Origin of the sequence: Salinarimonas ramus (assembly GCF_014645695.1) — a bacterium.
In the GTDB taxonomy this organism is placed as follows: Bacteria; Pseudomonadota; Alphaproteobacteria; order Rhizobiales; family Beijerinckiaceae; genus Salinarimonas; species Salinarimonas ramus.
In genome coordinates, this window is sequence record NZ_BMMF01000008.1 from 224,963 (window position 1) to 240,633 (window position 15,671).

The 15,671-nt window shown below is 71.0% G+C and carries 15 protein-coding genes; 3 read left to right on the forward strand and 12 right to left on the reverse strand.

All coding sequences use genetic code 11. From position 1 onward, the window contains the following. Nucleotides 1–48 precede the first annotated feature (48 nt). The 4 genes from IEX89_RS14835 to IEX89_RS14850 form a co-directional block, all read right to left on the reverse strand. Nucleotides 49–606: a DUF2059 domain-containing protein gene (locus IEX89_RS14835; protein ID WP_188913999.1), complete on the reverse strand. Its 558-nt coding sequence runs from the start codon at nt 604–606 to the stop codon at nt 49–51. Nucleotides 607–644: 38 nt separating this feature from the next. Continuing rightward, the gene (rpiA, locus tag IEX89_RS14840; protein ID WP_188914000.1) at nt 645–1,343 is read right to left on the reverse strand and encodes a ribose-5-phosphate isomerase RpiA; all 699 of its coding nucleotides are present in this window, start codon (nt 1,341–1,343) and stop codon (nt 645–647) included. Between the two features lie 131 nt (nt 1,344–1,474). Continuing rightward, nucleotides 1,475–2,329, reverse strand: coding sequence for a universal stress protein (locus tag IEX89_RS14845; protein ID WP_188914001.1), 855 nt, complete (start codon nt 2,327–2,329; stop codon nt 1,475–1,477). Nucleotides 2,330–2,342: 13 nt separating this feature from the next. After that, the gene (locus IEX89_RS14850) at nt 2,343–3,836 is read right to left on the reverse strand and encodes a SulP family inorganic anion transporter (protein WP_188914002.1); all 1,494 of its coding nucleotides are present in this window, start codon (nt 3,834–3,836) and stop codon (nt 2,343–2,345) included. A 205-nt stretch (nt 3,837–4,041) separates the two neighbouring features. On the opposite strand from IEX89_RS14850, the gene IEX89_RS14855 reads away from it, so the two are divergent. Then, the gene (locus IEX89_RS14855) at nt 4,042–4,827 is read left to right on the forward strand and encodes an SDR family NAD(P)-dependent oxidoreductase (protein WP_188914003.1); all 786 of its coding nucleotides are present in this window, start codon (nt 4,042–4,044) and stop codon (nt 4,825–4,827) included. 40 nt (nt 4,828–4,867) lie between these two features. Here IEX89_RS14855 and IEX89_RS14860 read toward each other — a convergent pair whose 3' ends face one another. The 7 genes from IEX89_RS14860 to IEX89_RS14890 all read right to left on the reverse strand — a co-directional run bounded on the left by IEX89_RS14860 (nt 4,868) and on the right by IEX89_RS14890 (nt 11,183). Beyond that, nucleotides 4,868–5,713: a carbon-nitrogen hydrolase family protein gene (locus tag IEX89_RS14860; RefSeq protein WP_244645463.1), complete on the reverse strand. Its 846-nt coding sequence runs from the start codon at nt 5,711–5,713 to the stop codon at nt 4,868–4,870. 17 nt (nt 5,714–5,730) lie between these two features. Beyond that, nucleotides 5,731–5,988, reverse strand: coding sequence for a glutaredoxin 3 (gene grxC, locus IEX89_RS14865; protein WP_188914004.1), 258 nt, complete (start codon nt 5,986–5,988; stop codon nt 5,731–5,733). A 74-nt stretch (nt 5,989–6,062) separates the two neighbouring features. After that, on the reverse strand, nt 6,063–7,388 hold the full coding sequence (locus IEX89_RS14870) for a branched-chain amino acid ABC transporter permease (protein ID WP_188914005.1): 1,326 nt from the start codon (nt 7,386–7,388) through the stop codon (nt 6,063–6,065). Further along, nucleotides 7,385–8,398: a branched-chain amino acid ABC transporter permease gene (locus IEX89_RS14875; RefSeq protein ID WP_188914006.1), complete on the reverse strand. Its 1,014-nt coding sequence runs from the start codon at nt 8,396–8,398 to the stop codon at nt 7,385–7,387. Before IEX89_RS14875 ends, IEX89_RS14870 begins: the two co-directional genes overlap by 4 nt. A gap of 6 nt (nt 8,399–8,404) precedes the next feature. Further along, nucleotides 8,405–9,109: an ABC transporter ATP-binding protein gene (locus IEX89_RS14880; RefSeq protein ID WP_188914007.1), complete on the reverse strand. Its 705-nt coding sequence runs from the start codon at nt 9,107–9,109 to the stop codon at nt 8,405–8,407. Continuing rightward, nucleotides 9,106–9,918: an ABC transporter ATP-binding protein gene (locus tag IEX89_RS14885; protein ID WP_188914008.1), complete on the reverse strand. Its 813-nt coding sequence runs from the start codon at nt 9,916–9,918 to the stop codon at nt 9,106–9,108. Before IEX89_RS14885 ends, IEX89_RS14880 begins: the two co-directional genes overlap by 4 nt. Nucleotides 9,919–9,989: 71 nt before the next feature. Next, on the reverse strand, nt 9,990–11,183 hold the full coding sequence (locus IEX89_RS14890) for an ABC transporter substrate-binding protein (protein ID WP_188914009.1): 1,194 nt from the start codon (nt 11,181–11,183) through the stop codon (nt 9,990–9,992). Between the two features lie 524 nt (nt 11,184–11,707). Here IEX89_RS14890 and rpsA point away from each other — a divergent pair. After that, a complete protein-coding gene (rpsA, locus tag IEX89_RS14895) occupies nt 11,708–13,408 on the forward strand; it encodes a 30S ribosomal protein S1 (protein ID WP_188914010.1) in 1,701 nt (566 codons plus the stop codon). Nucleotides 13,409–13,497: 89 nt separating this feature from the next. Here rpsA and IEX89_RS14900 read toward each other — a convergent pair whose 3' ends face one another. Further along, a complete protein-coding gene (locus IEX89_RS14900) occupies nt 13,498–14,418 on the reverse strand; it encodes a LysR family transcriptional regulator (RefSeq protein ID WP_188914011.1) in 921 nt (306 codons plus the stop codon). A gap of 213 nt (nt 14,419–14,631) precedes the next feature. Between IEX89_RS14900 and sppA the strand changes: the two genes are divergently transcribed. Next, nucleotides 14,632–15,648: a signal peptide peptidase SppA gene (sppA, locus tag IEX89_RS14905; RefSeq protein ID WP_188914012.1), complete on the forward strand. Its 1,017-nt coding sequence runs from the start codon at nt 14,632–14,634 to the stop codon at nt 15,646–15,648. Nucleotides 15,649–15,671: the final 23 nt, after the last annotated feature.

Consider the following 15,671-nt stretch of genomic DNA (forward strand, 5'->3'; position numbering starts at 1 on the left):
TTCATGCGAGCCGATCGAAGCCGGCGCGGGCGCGGTGTCGGCGTGGTGTCACTGGGCGGGCGTGGCCGCCTCGCCGCCGCCGGCCTCGCGTCGCTCCACCATCTCCGCCTGGACGCGGATCTGCAGGTACTCGTTGAGCTCCTGGGACCAGACCTGCATCTCCGAGATCAGACCGTCGAGGATCGCCGGCTGGACCTCGACGTAGCGCTTGCCGGCGTCGGTCTCGAAGAAGGCGGCGATCTCGGTGAGCTCCTCCTCGGAGAGGCGTGCGGCGATGACGCGGGCGGCGCGGTTCACCATGGCGCGGCGCTGCAGCTCCATCTCCGGCTCGAGCTCGCGGATCACCTCCGTGACGTCGTCGAGGAGCGCCGGGTTGCGGCCGTAGCGACGCAGGAGGCCCTCCTGCATCTGCGGGATCACCGCCTGGAACGATCGGGCCATGCCCGACGAGGTCACGACCTCGCGGGCGAGCGCGAGGTGGCTCTCCGAGAACTGCGTCTGCGCGGCAGGCGCCGCCTCCGTCTGCGCGCGGGCGCCGGTCGTCGCGGCGCCGGCGAGCGCGATCGCGACGGCGAGCGTGGAAGCGGCGAGAAGGGGTCTCATCATGATGCGGATGGCTCCGGATAATCGTTTGAAGGTCGGTATCAGACGTCGCCGAGCGTGACGAGACCGTCGTCGGTCGCGATCACGGCGCCCGTCGCGAGGCCGAGGAAGAGGCCGTGCTCGACGACGCCGGGCACGGTGGCGAGCGCGGCCGCGAGCGCGTCGGGCGCCTCGATTCGCCCGAGACGGGCGTCGAGGATGAAATGGCCGCCGTCGGTGAGGTAGGGCGTGTTGTCCGTGGCGTTTCTGAGGCCGAGCGTCCCCGAGGCGCCGGCCACCGCGATCGCGCGTTCCACGGCCCGCCGCGTCGCCTCGAGCCCGAAGGGCACGACCTCGATGGGGAGCGGGAAGGCGCCGAGCGTGGGCACGCGCTTGGAGGCGTCGGCGATGACGATCATGCGGCGCGAGGCCGCGGCGACGATCTTCTCGCGCAGCAGCGCGCCGCCGCCGCCCTTGACCAGGTTGAGCGCGTCGTCGAGCTCGTCCGCGCCGTCGACGGTGAGGTCGAGCCCGGGGAACTCGTCGAGGGTCGCGAGGCGGATGCCCTCGGCCTCGGCCTGCGCCCGCGTCGCCTCCGAGGTCGGCACGCCGACGACGTCGAGGCCGGCGCGCACCTTCTCGCCGAGCAGCGCGACGAAGTGCTTGGCGGTCGAGCCCGTGCCGAGCCCCAGCCGCATGCCGGGCTCGACGAGGGCGAGCGCGCGCGCCGCCGCCTCGCGCTTGAGTGCCTCGGCGCTCATCGGTCGATCCCCGGGCTGCATCGGCGCGTCACGGCCATGGTGTCAGGACCCTCTCCCATACGGATGCGGGTCCTTAACATGCGTGACACCGACGGGGGAAGGCGCAAGCGCCGCGCGTGGCGCCGTCGCGCTCAACGGACCATCAGCACCGGGATGCGGCAGCGCCGCACCATCGCCGTCGTGGTCGAGCCGACGACCAGCGCCCGCAGGCGCCCGTGGCCGAAGGCGCCCATGACGAGGAGATCCGCCTCGCTCGCCTCGACGGCGGCGCCGATCGCCTCCTCGGGCTCGCCCGCGACGACGCGACCCGTGGCCGCGCGGCCGGCCGCGCGCAGCCGCTCCGCCGCCGCCTCGACGCGCGTGCGCGCCGCCTCGCCGTCGCCGACCGTGATCACCTCGACCGCGAGGCCGTTCGTCATGGGGTCGTGCGAAGCGAGATCGAGCGCGCGCTCGGCCGACGGGCTCGCGTCATAGGCGAGGACCACCTTGGCGATCGGGCGGAACGCGCGCGCCGCCACCAGCACCGGACGCGTGCTGGCGCGCACGATGCGCTCGAGATTCGAGCCCAGATGCCCCTTGGCGAAGTCCGCCGCCTCGCCGCGCTTGCCGACGACGACGAGGGCGGCCTCGGGCTCGAGCTCGGCGACGGCATCGAGGAGGTCGCCGTGGCGAAGCTTCGCCTCGACGCCGGTGGCGGCCGCCGCCTTCTCGATGCGCGCCCGTGCGTCGTCCAGAAGGAGCCGTCCGCGCTTCTGCGCCAGGCGCGCACGCGATTCGTCGTTGGCCGCGAGCTCGGCGAGGAGCGCCTCGCGGGCGTCGGCCCTGAGCGAGCCCGAGAGGTCGATGGGCGTCGTCGCGGTCTCGCGTCGGCCGAGCACGTGCAGCAGCGTCACCGTGGACGCGGTGCGCGCGGCGGCCCAGGCGGCGAGGTCGCAGACGCTGCCCGCGTAGAGCGAGCCGTCGACCAGAGCGAGGATGGTACGCATGAAAGGCCTCTCCTCAATGGCCGCCGAGGCGCGCGAGCGCGTCCGGCTTGTCGTGGACGGCGAGCTTGTCGACGATGGTCGCGCTCGCCTCGTTGAGGCCGACGATCTCGACGGTCGTGCCCTCGCGGCGGAACTTCAGCACCACCTTGTCGAGAGCGCCGACGCCCGTCAGGTCCCAGATATGGGCGCGCGAGACGTCGATCGTGACCGACTCCAGCGCCTCGCGGAAGTCGAAAGCGGCGAGGAAGCTCTCGGAGGAGGCGAAGAACACCTGGCCCTCGACGACGTAGGCCCGGGCGCGCCCGTCCTTCGACAGCGTCGAGCCGACGCGGAACAGCTGCGCCACCTTCGAGGCGAAGAAGATGCCCGACAGGAGCACGCCGATGAGCACGCCGATGGCGAGGTTGTGCGTGAGCACCACGCCGGCGACGGTGGCGAGCATCACTGTGGAGGAGCGCCGCGGATTCGTCGCGAGCTCGCGCAGCGACGACCAGGAGAACGTGCCGACCGACACCATGATCATGATCGCGACGAGCGCCGCCATCGGGATGATCGAGACGAGATCGCCGAGCACGACCACGAGAACGAGCAGGAACACGCCGGCGACGAAGCACGAGAGCCGCCCGCGCCCGCCGGACTTCACGTTGATCACCGACTGGCCGATCATGGCGCAGCCCGCCATGCCGCCGAGAAAGCCCGTCACGAAGTTCGCCGCGCCCTGGCCCACGCATTCGCGGTCGCGGTCGCTGTCGGTGTCGGTGAGGTCGTCGACGATCTGCGCCGTCATCAGCGATTCGAGCAGGCCCACCGCCGCCACCGCGGCGGAATAGGGCAGGACGATCATGAAGGTCTCGAGGGTGAGCGGCACGTCCGGCAGGAGGAAGACCGGCAACGTCGAGGGCAATTCGCCCATGTCGCCCACCGTGCGCAGGTCCATGCCGAGCCCCACCGCCACCGCGGTGAGGACGAGGATGCACACGAGCGGGGCGGGGATCGCGGTCGTGATCCGCGGGAAGCCGTAGATGATCACCAGGCCGGCGGCGACCATCACGTAGGTGAGCCACGGCACGCCGATCAGCTCCGGAAGCTGCGCCATGAAGATCAGGATCGCGAGCGCGTTGACGAAGCCCGTCATCACCGAGCGAGACACGAAGCGCATCAGCCGCCCCAGGCGCAGGATGCCCGCGATCACCTGCAGGACGCCCGCCAGCACGGTCGCGGCGAGCAGGTATTCGAGCCCGTGATCGCGCACGAGGTCGACCATCAGGACGGCGGTCGCCGCCGTCGCCGCCGAGATCATGCCCGGGCGCCCGCCCGCGATCGCCGCGACGACGGCGATGGAGAAGGAGGCGTAGAGCCCCACCTTCGGATCGACGCCGGCGATGATCGAGAAGGCGATCGCCTCGGGGATGAGAGCGAGGGCGACGACGAGCCCGGCGAGCAGGTCGCCGCGCACGTTGCCGAGCCATTCGGCGCGCAGGCGCGCGGGATCGAGGAAGGAGGGCATGGGGTCTTTCGGGGGATTTCGACGGGAGGGGGCGGACACGAGCGGCCGAGCCCCGGCGATTTCACCATTTGAGCTACGGGATTTCTCGCTGCATTGCAACATCGCGGGCGACAGGGCAGCCGCCCCGGCGACGCATGCGCCGCCGGGGCCTTTCGCGTTCTCCCGGTGCCCGCTAAACGGATGCGATCCCAAGGAGGAAGACAAGATGCAGCTCACCGACGTTTCCGCCGCCATCGTCACCGGCGGCGCCTCGGGCCTCGGCGAGGCCACCGCGCGGCGCCTCGCGGACGCCGGCGTGAAGGTCGCGCTCTTCGATCGCGACGCGGAGCGCGGCGAGGCCGTGGCGCGCGAGATCGGCGGCCTCTTCTGCGCCGTCGACGTCACCGACGAGGCCTCGATCGACGCCGGCCTGGAAAAGGCCCGCGCGGCCCACGGCGTCGAGCGCCTGCTCGTCAATTGCGCCGGTATCGCGCCCGGCAAGCGCACGGTCTCCAAGAAGCGCGACACCGGCGCCCTCGTCGCCCACGATCTCGAGACCTTCACGAAGACGATCCACGTCAACCTGATCGGCACCTTCGCCATGATCGCCAAGTGCGCGACGGGCATGGCCGGGCTCGATCCCGTGACGGCGGACGGCGGGCGCGGCGTCATCGTCTCGACGGCGTCGGTCGCCGCGCAGGACGGGCAGATCGGCCAGGCGGCCTACGCCGCATCGAAGGGCGGCGTCGTGGGCCTGACGCTGCCGGTCGCCCGCGACCTCTCGGGCTTCGGCATCCGCGTCGTGACGATCCTGCCGGGCCTGTTCGAGACGCCGATGTTCGCCTCGCTCTCGGAGGAGGTGCGCACCTCGCTCGCGGCGAACGTGCCCTTCCCCTCGCGCCTCGGCAAGCCGTCGGAATACGCGGCGCTCGTCAAGTCCATCGTCGAGAACGACATGCTCAACGGCGAGACGATCCGCCTCGACGGCGCGCTGCGCATGCAGCCGAAGTGAAGGCCGGCGTGACGACCCGCCCTCGACCGGCGGCCGGGGCTCAGCCCGCGCCGCCGACGAGGGTGAAGGGGCGCCCGTGCCGCAGGCTCGGGATGCGCCGGCGCGCCTCCGCCACGGCGTCGAGGTCGATCTGCGCGGCGACGATGCCGGGCTCGGCGTCGCCCTCGGCGAGAACGCGTCCCCACGGGTCGACGATGATCGAATGGCCGTAGGTCTCCCGCCCGTCCTCGTGCACGCCGCCCTGGGCGGCGGCGACGAAGAAGGCGCCGTTCTCGATGGCGCGGGCGCGGGCGAGGACCTGCCAATGCGCCTCCCCGGTCTGGCGCGTGAAGGCCGCCGGTGCGGTGAGGATCGCCGCCCCGGCCTCGCCGTAAGCGCGGTAGAGATGCGGGAAGCGGATGTCGTAGCAGATGGCGACGCCGATCCCGGCCTCTCCCGCCTCGCCCAGCGGCGCGCGGGCGATCACCGCGCGATCGCCGCCGACATAGGTGTTGCTCTCGCGCCAGGTCTCGCCGTTGGGCAGGTCGACGTCGAAGAGATGGATCTTGTCGTAGGTCGCGAGGATCGCACCGTCGGGACCGATGACGACCGCGCGGTTCGCCACCTTCTCGCCGACCCGGATCGCCAGCGAGCCGAGATGGACGGTGACGCCGCGCCGACGCGCGACCTCGCGCAGGGCCGCGATGGTCTCGTCGGCATCCTCCTCGCGGATCTTGTCGAAGAGCGCCGCGCGGTCGCGCTCGAGCAGCGCCGTCATCTCCGGCGTCTGGACGTAGACGGCCCCCGCGTCCGCGGCGGCGTTCACGCCGGCGATCGCGGCCTCGCGATTGGCGGCGGGATCGCGGCTCGAGCGCATCCCGACGCAGGCGACGACGATCCGGCTCATGCTGCGCTCTCCTCGTCTCAAGCTGCGAGCAGCGGATCGAGCCGGCCGGCGCGATCCAGGGCGGAGAGGTCGTCGAAGCCGCCCACATGCGTCTCGCCGACGAAGATCTGCGGGACGGTGCTGCGCCCGTTCGCCCGCTCGATCATTTCGCGCCGTCGCTCGGGCTCCGCCTCGATGTCGATCACCGTGTAGGCCGCGCCCTTCTTGTCGAGCAGCCCCTTGGCGGCGATGCAATAGGGGCACCAGGTGCGCAGGTAGATCTCGATCGGCTTCATCGCGGGCCTCGTCGTGTCCTCGGCTCCACCATATAGGTGCGACGCTGCCGCGCGCTACCCGCGCGCTGCTCGCCTCACGCCTTGCGCGGCACGCCCCCCGTCTTCTCCGGCAGGAGGCCGCGGGGCGAGAAGCGCAGGACGACGAGGAGGATGACGCCCATCAGGAAGAGGCGCAGATGCGGCGCGGAATCGAGGAGATGCGCCCGCAGGGCGTCGCCCTGCGCCATGCCGGCGGTGATCGTGTCCATCAGCCACAGGCCGGCGGGCTCGGCCTGCACCCAGACGAACCAGATCACGAAGGCGCCCAGCACCGAGCCCATGTTGTTGCCCGAGCCCCCGAGGATCACCATCACCCAGATGAGGAAGGTGAAGCGCAGCGGCTGGTAGGAGCCCGGCGTGAACTGGCCGTCGAGGGTCACGAGCATCGCCCCGCCGAGCCCGACGACGGCCGAGCCGATGACGAAGATCTGCAGGTGGCGGCGGGTGACGTCCTTGCCCATGGCGGCGGCGGCGTCGCGATTGTCGCGGATCGCGCGCATCATGCGGCCCCAGGGCGAGTTGAGCGCGCGCTCCGACAGGGCGAGCAGCGCGATCAGCACCAGGGAGAAGAGCGCCGTGTAGACGAGCGCGACGGCGAGCGAGGAGGCCGTCGTCGCCGGCAGGCCCAGGCCCGTGGCGAAATCGACGAAGCCCGGATCCTGCTGCAGCTCGATCTCGTAGGGCGCGGGGCGCGGCAGGCCCGTGACGTTCTTCACGCCGCGGGTGAGCCAGGCCTCGTTCTTGATGATGGCGATGATGATCTCTGAGATGCCCAGCGTCGCGATGGCGAGGTAGTCCGAGCGCAGCCCCAGCGCCACCTTGCCGATGAGCCAGGCGGCGCCCGCGGCGAACAGCGCGCCGACGACCCAGCCGAGGAGCACCGGCAGGCCGAGCCCGCCGAGATAGCCGAGCGAGGCCGCCTCGTAGCCTTCCACCGCCTCGGTGGCACGGTCGCCGAAATAGCGGATGGCGAAATAGCCGATAACGAGGACGAGGATGATGGGCAGCGTGCGGCGCCCCTTCGGCACGAGACGCGTCACGAGGAGCGCGGCCCCGATCGTGGCCAGCACCGCGAGCGCGGCGAAGGCGAGGTCCCACGATCCCGCCGCCCAGGCGCCGGGCACGGGGGGCATCGAGACCAGCACGGCGCCGACGCCGCCCAGTGCGGCGAAGCCCATGACGCCGACGTTGAAGAGGCCGGCATAGCCCCATTGCATGTTCACGCCCAGCGCCATGATGGCGGAGACGAGCGAGAGGTTGAGGATCGCGAGCGCGAGCGTCCATGATTGGAAGACGCCCACCGCCAGCAGCGCGGCGGCCATGATCGCGAAGAAGAGGGGTGTCCGGACGGACGGGCTCATATCACGCGCCCCCGCAGGATGCCGGTCGGCCTCAGGAGGAGGACGAGGACCAGGATGATGAAGGAGACGGCGAACTTGTAGTCCGTCGACAGGAGCTGGGCGAGCCCGTCGGGCATCAGGTCCTCCGGCACGACGTATTGCAGCACGCGCCTGTAGGCGTAGGTGAGCCCGACCTCCGAGAAGGCCACGACGAAGCCGCCGACGACGGCGCCCACGGGCTTGCCGATGCCGCCGACGATGGCGGCGGCGAAGATGGGCAGCAGGAGCTGGAAGTAGTTGAACGGCCGGAAGCTCTTGTCGAGCCCGTAGAGCACGCCGGCGAGCGTCGCGAGCGTCGCCGCGAGCACCCAGGTGATCATCACCACGCGCTTGGGGTCGATCCCCGAGAGCAGCGCCAGATCCTCGTTGTCGGAGAACGCGCGCATGGCCTTGCCGGTGCGCGTGCGCTGCAGGAACCAGAACAGCGCGGCCACCGCCACGAGGGCGACGACGACGGTGAGCACCTGGCTGGAGCGCAGCGCCAGGCCCTCGTCGAGGCCCGTCAGCGTCTCGAAGTCCCGCGCGCGGATTATGAAGCGCTCCCCGTCCTCGAAGCGCTGGTCCTCGACGCCGATGAAGAAGCGCACCAGCGCGTTGTAGACGAACATCACGCCCACCGAGACGATGACGAACACCACCGGTGCCGCCTTGCGCCGCCGATAGAAGCGGTAGACCACCCGGTCGGTGCCCAGCGCCAGCGCGACGGCGGCGGCGATGCCCACCGGCAGCATCAGGAGGGCGGTGGGCAGCGGATGGATGCCGATCCCGTTGGCCTGGAGCCACCAGGTGCCGAGGATCGTGGCCATCGTGCCGAAGGCCATGAGGTCGCCGTGGGCGAAGTTCGAAAAGCGCAGGACGGCGTAGATCAGCGTGACGCCGAGCGCGCCGAGAGCGAGCTGCGCACCGTAGGCGACGCCCGGGATCAGCACGAAGTTGGCGAGCACCACGAAGGCGTTGGCGAGGTTTTCCACGGCCGGTCAGCCTCCGAGGAAGGTGCGGCGGACCTCCGGGTCCGCGAGGAGCGCGGCGCCGGTGTCCGTGTAGCGGTTGCGGCCCTGGACGAGGACGTAGCCCTTGTCGGCGATCTCGAGCGCCTGGCGGGCGTTCTGCTCCACCATGAGGATGGCGATGCCGGTCTTCGCCACGTCGAGGATCTTGTCGAAGAGCTCGTCCATGACGATGGGCGAGACGCCGGCGGTGGGCTCGTCGAGCATGAGCACCTTGGGCTTCGTCATCAGCGCGCGGCCCACCGCGACCTGCTGGCGCTGGCCGCCGGAGAGCTCGCCCGCGGGCTGGCGGCGCTTCTCGCGCAGGATGGGGAAGAGCGCGAAGACCTGCTCCATTGTCTCGCGATAGTCGTCCTTGCGGATGTAGGCGCCCATCTCGAGGTTCTCCTCGACGGTGAGCGCGCGGAAGACGTTGGAGGTCTGCGGCACGAAGCCCATGCCGGCGACGACGCGCTCCTGCGGCGAGAGCGCGCCGATGTCGCGCCCGTCGAGCGTGATCGTGCCCTGGCGCAGCGCCAGCATGCCGAAGATCGCCTTCATGGCCGTGGACTTGCCGGCGCCGTTGGGGCCGACGATGACGGCGATCTCGCCGCGCTCCACGCCGATGGTGCAATCGTGCAGGATGTCGGCGCCGCCGTAGCCGCCGGTCATGTGCGCGCCCGAGAGGAAGCTCATGCGGAGGCTCCCGGCTGCGCGGCCGGCCCGACCGGCTCGCGGCGGCGGTTCTTCAGGCCGCGCCCGAGATAGGCCTCGATCACCCGCTCGTCGGCGCGCACCGCGTCGGGATGGCCCTGCGTCAGGACGGAGCCCTCCGCCATGACGATGACGGGGTCGCACAGGCGCCCGATGAAGTCCATGTCGTGCTCGATCATGCAGAACGTGTAGCCGCGCTCGCGGTTGAGCCGCTCGATGGCGTGGCCGATGGTCTTGAGCAGCGTGCGGTTCACGCCCGCGCCCACCTCGTCGAGGAAGACGATCTTGGCGTCCACCATCATGGTGCGACCGAGCTCGAGCAGCTTCTTCTGGCCGCCCGAGAGGTTGCCGGCGAGCTCGTCCGCTACGTGGTTGAGGTGGAGGAAGTGCAGCACCTCCTCCGTCTTCTCGACGAGGGCGCGCTCCTGCGCGGCGATCTCGCGGCGGCGGAACCAGGCGTTCCACAAGGTCTCGCCCGCTTGGCTCGGGGGCACCATCATCAGGTTCTCGCGCACGGTGAGCGTCGAGAACTCGTGGGCGATCTGGAAGGTGCGCAGCAGGCCGCGGGCGAACAGTGCGTGGGGAGGCAGCCCCGTCACGTCCTCGCCGTCGAGGAAGACGCGCCCGGAGGTCGGCTTGTAGTGGCCGGCGATGACGTTGAAGAGCGTCGTCTTGCCCGCGCCGTTGGGGCCGATGAGCCCGGTGATGGAGCCCTTCGCGATCTCGAGGCTCGCCCCGTTCACGGCCTTGATGCCGCCGAAGCTCAGATGCAGGTCGTCGACGCGGATCATGCGGGTACACTTCTCGTGACGACGCCGGTCCGGGCCGCGAGGCCCGGACCGACGCCGCGCGTGAGGAACGCTCAGCGGAACTCGATCGTCTGGAACGCGCCGTCCTCGATCTCGTAGACGCGATAGGAGCCGGCGGCCTCGCCCGCACCGATCAGCTCCACGCCGGTGGCGCCGACATAGTCGATGTCGCCGCCGTCCGCGAGGATCTGCAGGCCCTTGGCCAGCTCGCCCGGCCCGATGGGCTCGCCCGGCGCGTTGGCGACGTTCATCACCTCGCCGGCGATCGCGGCGCGATCGGCCGAGCCCGCCGCCTGCATGGCCAGCACGATGAGGGCGGCGGCGTCGTAGCTCTCGCCCGCATAGGTGCCGGTGGGATCGACGCCCGCGGCGCCGGCCAGGTCGGCGAAGGCGGCCGTGCCCGCGCCGTCGGAGCCCGGCACGGTGCCGATGACGCGCCCGTTCAGCTCGTCGCCGATGGCCTCGATGATGCTGTCGCCGAACATGCCGTCGGCGAACACGAATTCCTCGAAGGCGCCGGTGTCGAGGGAGGCCTGGACGATGCCGCGGCCGCCCTGGTCGACGTAGCCGAACACGACCAGCGTGTCGGCGCCCGACGCGGAGAGCGCGCCCACCTCGGCCGAATAGTCGGCCCGGCCGTCCTCGTGGGCCGCCGAGATCAGCACCGAATGCCCGAGCGCCTCGTAGGCGGAGGAGAACGCCTCGGCGAGGCCGCGGCCGTAATCGTTGTTGGTGTAGGTGATCGCCACCTCGTCGATGCCGCGCTCGTCGAGGAGGTTCGCGATGACCTCGCCCTGACGCGCGTCGGAGGGCGCGGTGCGGAAGAAGAGGTCGTTGTCCTCGATGGTGGACAGCGCCGGCGAGGTCGCCGAGGGCGAGATCGTGGTGACGCCGTTGGGCACCGAGACGTTGTTGACGACGGCCGTCGTGACGCCCGAGCAGTCCGCGCCCATGATGGCGACGACGTCGTCGGAGGTGATCAGGCGCTCGGCCGTCGCGGTGGCGGCGGCGGCGTCGATGCAGGTGGAATCGCCGCGCACAGGCGCGACGGCGCGCCCGCCGAGCAGCAGGCCCGACTCGGAGGCCTCGGCGAACGCCATCTCCGCGCTCGCCGCCATGTTGGGCATGATCGACTCGAGCGGCCCGGTGAAGCCGAGGATGATGCCGACGGGGATGTCCCCCTCCTGCGCCAGGGCAGGGGCCGTCAGCAGGGCCGCCGCCGCCGTGGCGAGCATGAGCTTCTTCATTGTCGCGTCTCCCGTTCTTCGTTTCCTCCCCGACGGCGTCCGTCGACCGGACGCCTCCCGAGGGGTCGGGGATAGTCCTAATGCAAGGCTTCGTTCGGGGCTACAGTGCAACGAGGATCTCCCGCCGATTTCTCGCTGTGGGAGACCGGATCGCGCCCCTCTGCGGCGGCGTGAGGCGTGCGCGCGGCATGCCGCGGCGCTCGGGCGCGCTTGGAAGCACGCCCGAGCCTTGCCTGTCCAGGCATTTTCCGTTAAGACGCCGCGATCCGCGAGGACGTCCGCGAGGAACCGTCCCGCACTCGCGTGCCCGAGGGGGCGCGCGGGCCGGCGGGGAGGCGTTCCCGAGGCTCCCGCGGACGAGAGACCGTCACCGTTCGCCGTCGTCGCGCCGGCCCGCTCCACTCGAACGAGGAGCGGCAGCCCGGCGGGTTTCGCGAGAGCGCGCGCCCCCGGGCGCGGCGAGCGGGGACGCAACGCAACGCCAACCCGCCGGCGCACGCCCGACGAGGGCACTAGGAGATTGAATGTCCGCTTCCATGCAGAACGCGCCCAGCCGTGAGGATTTCGCGGCCCTCCTCGAGGAATCCTTCCAGCAGAACGAGGTCGCCGAGGGCGCCGTCGTCAAGGGCAAGGTCGTCGCGATCGAGAAGGACGTCGCCGTCATCGACATCGGCGCCAAGACCGAGGGGCGCGTCGCCCTCAAGGAATTCATGGGCCCCGGCCGCGACGAGCCGATCTCGATCGGCTCCGAGGTCGAGGTCTACGTCGACCGCGTCGAGAACGCGCTCGGCGAGGCGGTGATCTCGCGCGAGAAGGCGCGCCGCGAGGAGAGCTGGGTCAAGCTCGAGAAGGCCTTCGAGGCCAACGAGCGCGTCTCCGGCATGATCTTCAACCAGGTGAAGGGCGGCTACACCGTCGATCTCGACGGCGCCGTGGCGTTCCTGCCGCGCTCGCAGGTCGACATCCGCCCGGTGCGCGACGTCACCCCGCTCATGGGCGTGCCGCAGCCGTTCCAGATCCTCAAGATGGATCGCCGTCGCGGCAACATCGTCGTGTCGCGCCGCACCGTCCTCGAGGAGAGCCGCGCCGAGCAGCGTTCCGAGCTCGTGGCCAACCTCGAAGAGGGTCAGGTCATCGAGGGCGTCGTCAAGAACATCACCGAGTACGGTGCGTTCGTCGACCTCGGCGGCATCGACGGCCTGCTCCACGTCACCGACATGGCGTGGCGCCGCGTGAACCATCCCTCCGAGGTGGTGCAGATCGGCCAGTCCGTGAAGGTCAAGATCATCAAGATCAACCACGAGACGCACCGCATCTCGCTGGGCATCAAGCAGCTGCTCGCCGATCCGTGGGAGGGCATCGCCGCCCGCTACCCGGTCAACGCCCGCTTCAAGGGCCGCGTGACCAACATCACGGATTACGGCGCGTTCGTCGAGCTCGAGCCGGGCATCGAGGGGCTGATCCACGTCTCCGAGATGTCCTGGACGAAGAAGAACGTCCATCCCGGCAAGATCGTCTCCACCTCCCAGGAGGTCGAGGTCCAGATCCTCGAGGTCGATCCGATCAAGCGCCGCATCTCGCTGGGCCTCAAGCAGACGCTCCAGAACCCCTGGGACGCCTTCGCCGAGGCTCATCCGGTGGGCTCCGAGGTCGAGGGCGAGGTCAAGAACAAGACCGAGTTCGGCCTGTTCATCGGCCTCGAAGGCGACGTGGACGGCATGGTCCACCTCTCCGATCTCGACTGGAACCGTCCGGGCGAGCAGGTCATCGAGGAGTTCAAGAAGGGCGACATGGTCCGCGCTCAGGTCCTCGACGTGGACGTGGACAAGGAGCGCATCTCGCTCGGCATCAAGCAGCTCGCGGGCGATCCCTTCGCGGATGCCGGCGAGATCCGCAAGGGCCAGGTCGTCACCTGCGAGGTGACGGAGGTGAAGGACTCGGGCATCGAGGTGAAGATCGTCGACACCGATCTCGGCACCTTCATCCGCCGTGCCGAGCTCGCCCGCGACCGCGGCGACCAGCGCCCCGAGCGCTTCGCCCCCGGCGAGAAGCTCGACGCGCGCGTCACGCAGTTCGACCGCAAGGCGCGCCGGGTGCAGCTCTCCATCAAGGCCCTCGAGATGGCCGAGGAGAAGGAGGCGATCGCGCAGTTCGGCTCGACCGACAGCGGTGCGTCCCTCGGCGACATCCTCGGCGCCGCCCTCAAGGCCCGCGAGAAGAAGTGAGCCGTGCGAACGCCGCCGCCCCGGCGGCGGCGTGAGCCACGGGACCACGAAGAAGCCCCGCGCGAGCGACCCTCGCGCGGGGCTTTTCTTCATTCGCCGGGGACGGCCGCCGCCTCGGGGATCGCCATGCCGGGCGCGATCGGCCGGCGCGCGCGCGGGCGCAGCGCGTCCGAGAGGACGCCGCCGAGGAAGGTCGCGAGCTGGCGCACGCTCGCGCGCCGGCGCGCCTCCTCGCGCGTGACGATCCAGACCTCCTCCTCCGGCAGCGACCCGAAGCCGTCCATGCGTACGAGCTCGGGATGCTCGCGGGCCACGACGTCCGGCAGGACGCCCTGGCCGAGCCCGGCGCGCAGGGCGCCGACGAAGCTCGAGAGCTCGTTCGTCACGAACGCCACGCGCCGATCGGGCGCGCGCTCCTGCACGAGGGCGTCGAGCCGGCTCGCGTGGCCGTTGGCGGGGCCCCACAGGACGAGGGGGCGATCCGCCGGCCCGTCCGCGCGCCCCCAGACGGAGAGCGGCATGGAGGCGACGCGCCGCACGGTGAAGCGCCCCTTCTTGGGCCGCGTGAGGCGAACCGCGATGTCGACCTCGCTCGCCTCGAAGTCGCCGACCTCGGCGGAGGCGGCGAGGACGAGGCGCAGATCGGGCCAGCCCGTGGCGAAGCGCGGCAGAGCGGGCACGATGAGCCGGGCGAGGGCGGGGACGCAGCCCAGATGCACTTCCTGGAAGCGGGATGCGCCCACGTCCAATTCGGCGGCGCGCCCGACGATGCGCTCGATCTCCTCGCAGCGCGCGAACAGGGCCTCGCCCTCGCGGCTGAGCTCCAGCCCGCGGCTGCGGCGCAGGAAGAGCGGCGTGCCGAGCCGCTGCTCCAGCGTGGCGACGTGTCGCGACAGGGTCGCGGCGCTGACGCCGAGCACGTCCGCGGCGACGCGCAGGCTCGGCATGCGTGCGACGACGAGGAAGAGACGCAGATCGTCCCAGTCGATGCGGTTGAGATCCTCGGCCATGCGTGGTCCGCCTCGCTCGCGTTGCGCACGGTCCTTACCTAATCGCCGCCAGGATTGCTCGTCAACCTAAAATATACCTCATAAGTAGTGTCGACTGAGGGACCCTGGATTGTCCTCCTCGTTGCGGCACTTCCCTTGCCGTCGCAGCCCCGCGCCACTAGCTTCCCCGTGCGTCCAGCCGCGTCCCGGACGCCCGATCCGGAAAGGCCGCGCATGCCCGAGACCGTCCCCTCCCCCGCCGATGCCGCACGCCCGGATCGCGGACGCACCGATCCCGAGCACGTCGCCGATCGGCGCCGGCTGCGGCGCAAGCTCGGCTTCTGGCGCGTGCTCGGCATCCTCGCCGCCGTCATTGCGGTGATCGCGGTGGGCTGGCGCATCGCCGGCCCCGACGAGATCCCCGCCGGGCGCGACCACGTCGCGCGGGTGTCGGTCTCCGGCATGATCACGACGGATCGCGAGGCGGCGGAGATGCTGCGCGAGCTAGCCGAGACCGAGACCGCGCGCGGCGTGATCGTGCGCATCAACAGCCCCGGCGGCACGACGACGGGCGCGGAGGAGCTGTTCACGGCCCTGCGCGAGGTGGCGCGAGCCAAGCCCACCGTCGCCTTCGTCGACGGGCTCGCGGCGTCGGGCGGCTACATCGCGGCGCTCGGCGCCGACCACATCGTCTCGCGCCAGACGGCCATCGTCGGCTCCATCGGCGTGCTGATCCAGGTGCCGAACGTGTCGGGGCTCCTCGACGAGCTCGGCATCGAGGTCGTCGAGATCAAGTCGACGCCGCTCAAGGCCGCGCCCTCCGCCGTCAGCCCCGTCGACGAGGACGCGGTGGAGGCGATCCGCCTCGTCGTCTCCGACACCTACCAATGGTTCGTCGAGCTCGTCGGCGAGCGGCGTCCGCTCTCCGTCGCGGAGGTGGAGCGGGTCTCCGACGGACGCGTGTGGAACGGGCGCCAGGCGCTGGCGCTCGGGCTCGTCGACGCGCTCGGCGACGAGGAGACCGCGCGCGCCTGGCTCGCGGAAGCCGGCATCGACGAGGACCTCCCCGTGCGGGACTGGGAGCCCGACCGGGCGGAGGATCCCTTCGACGTCTTCGCCGCCGGTGCCCTCGTCGCGGACCTCGCCGGGCTCGACGGCCTTTCGGCCACGCTCGCCCGCGCCTCGGCCCGGGCCCGCGGCTTTCGGCTTGACGGGCTTCTCGCGCTCTGGCAGCCTCGACTGGAAAACTAAATATTTTCAACATGCTAGGCGCG

Coding starts and splice junctions, on each gene's coding strand:
- IEX89_RS14870 (WP_188914005.1), bottom strand. CDS start 7,388: ATGAGCCCGTCCGTCCGGACACCCCTCTTCTTCGCGATCATGGCCGCC.
- IEX89_RS14850 (WP_188914002.1), bottom strand. CDS start 3,836: ATGCCCTCCTTCCTCGATCCCGCGCGCCTGCGCGCCGAATGGCTCGGC.
- IEX89_RS14835 (WP_188913999.1), bottom strand. CDS start 606: ATGATGAGACCCCTTCTCGCCGCTTCCACGCTCGCCGTCGCGATCGCG.
- rpsA (WP_188914010.1), top strand. CDS start 11,708: ATGTCCGCTTCCATGCAGAACGCGCCCAGCCGTGAGGATTTCGCGGCC.
- IEX89_RS14880 (WP_188914007.1), bottom strand. CDS start 9,109: ATGAGCTTCCTCTCGGGCGCGCACATGACCGGCGGCTACGGCGGCGCC.
- IEX89_RS14860 (WP_244645463.1), bottom strand. CDS start 5,713: ATGAGCCGGATCGTCGTCGCCTGCGTCGGGATGCGCTCGAGCCGCGAT.
- IEX89_RS14890 (WP_188914009.1), bottom strand. CDS start 11,183: ATGAAGAAGCTCATGCTCGCCACGGCGGCGGCGGCCCTGCTGACGGCC.
- grxC (WP_188914004.1), bottom strand. CDS start 5,988: ATGAAGCCGATCGAGATCTACCTGCGCACCTGGTGCCCCTATTGCATC.
- IEX89_RS14900 (WP_188914011.1), bottom strand. CDS start 14,418: ATGGCCGAGGATCTCAACCGCATCGACTGGGACGATCTGCGTCTCTTC.
- rpiA (WP_188914000.1), bottom strand. CDS start 1,343: ATGAGCGCCGAGGCACTCAAGCGCGAGGCGGCGGCGCGCGCGCTCGCC.
- IEX89_RS14855 (WP_188914003.1), top strand. CDS start 4,042: ATGCAGCTCACCGACGTTTCCGCCGCCATCGTCACCGGCGGCGCCTCG.
- sppA (WP_188914012.1), top strand. CDS start 14,632: ATGCCCGAGACCGTCCCCTCCCCCGCCGATGCCGCACGCCCGGATCGC.
- IEX89_RS14885 (WP_188914008.1), bottom strand. CDS start 9,918: ATGATCCGCGTCGACGACCTGCATCTGAGCTTCGGCGGCATCAAGGCC.
- IEX89_RS14845 (WP_188914001.1), bottom strand. CDS start 2,329: ATGCGTACCATCCTCGCTCTGGTCGACGGCTCGCTCTACGCGGGCAGC.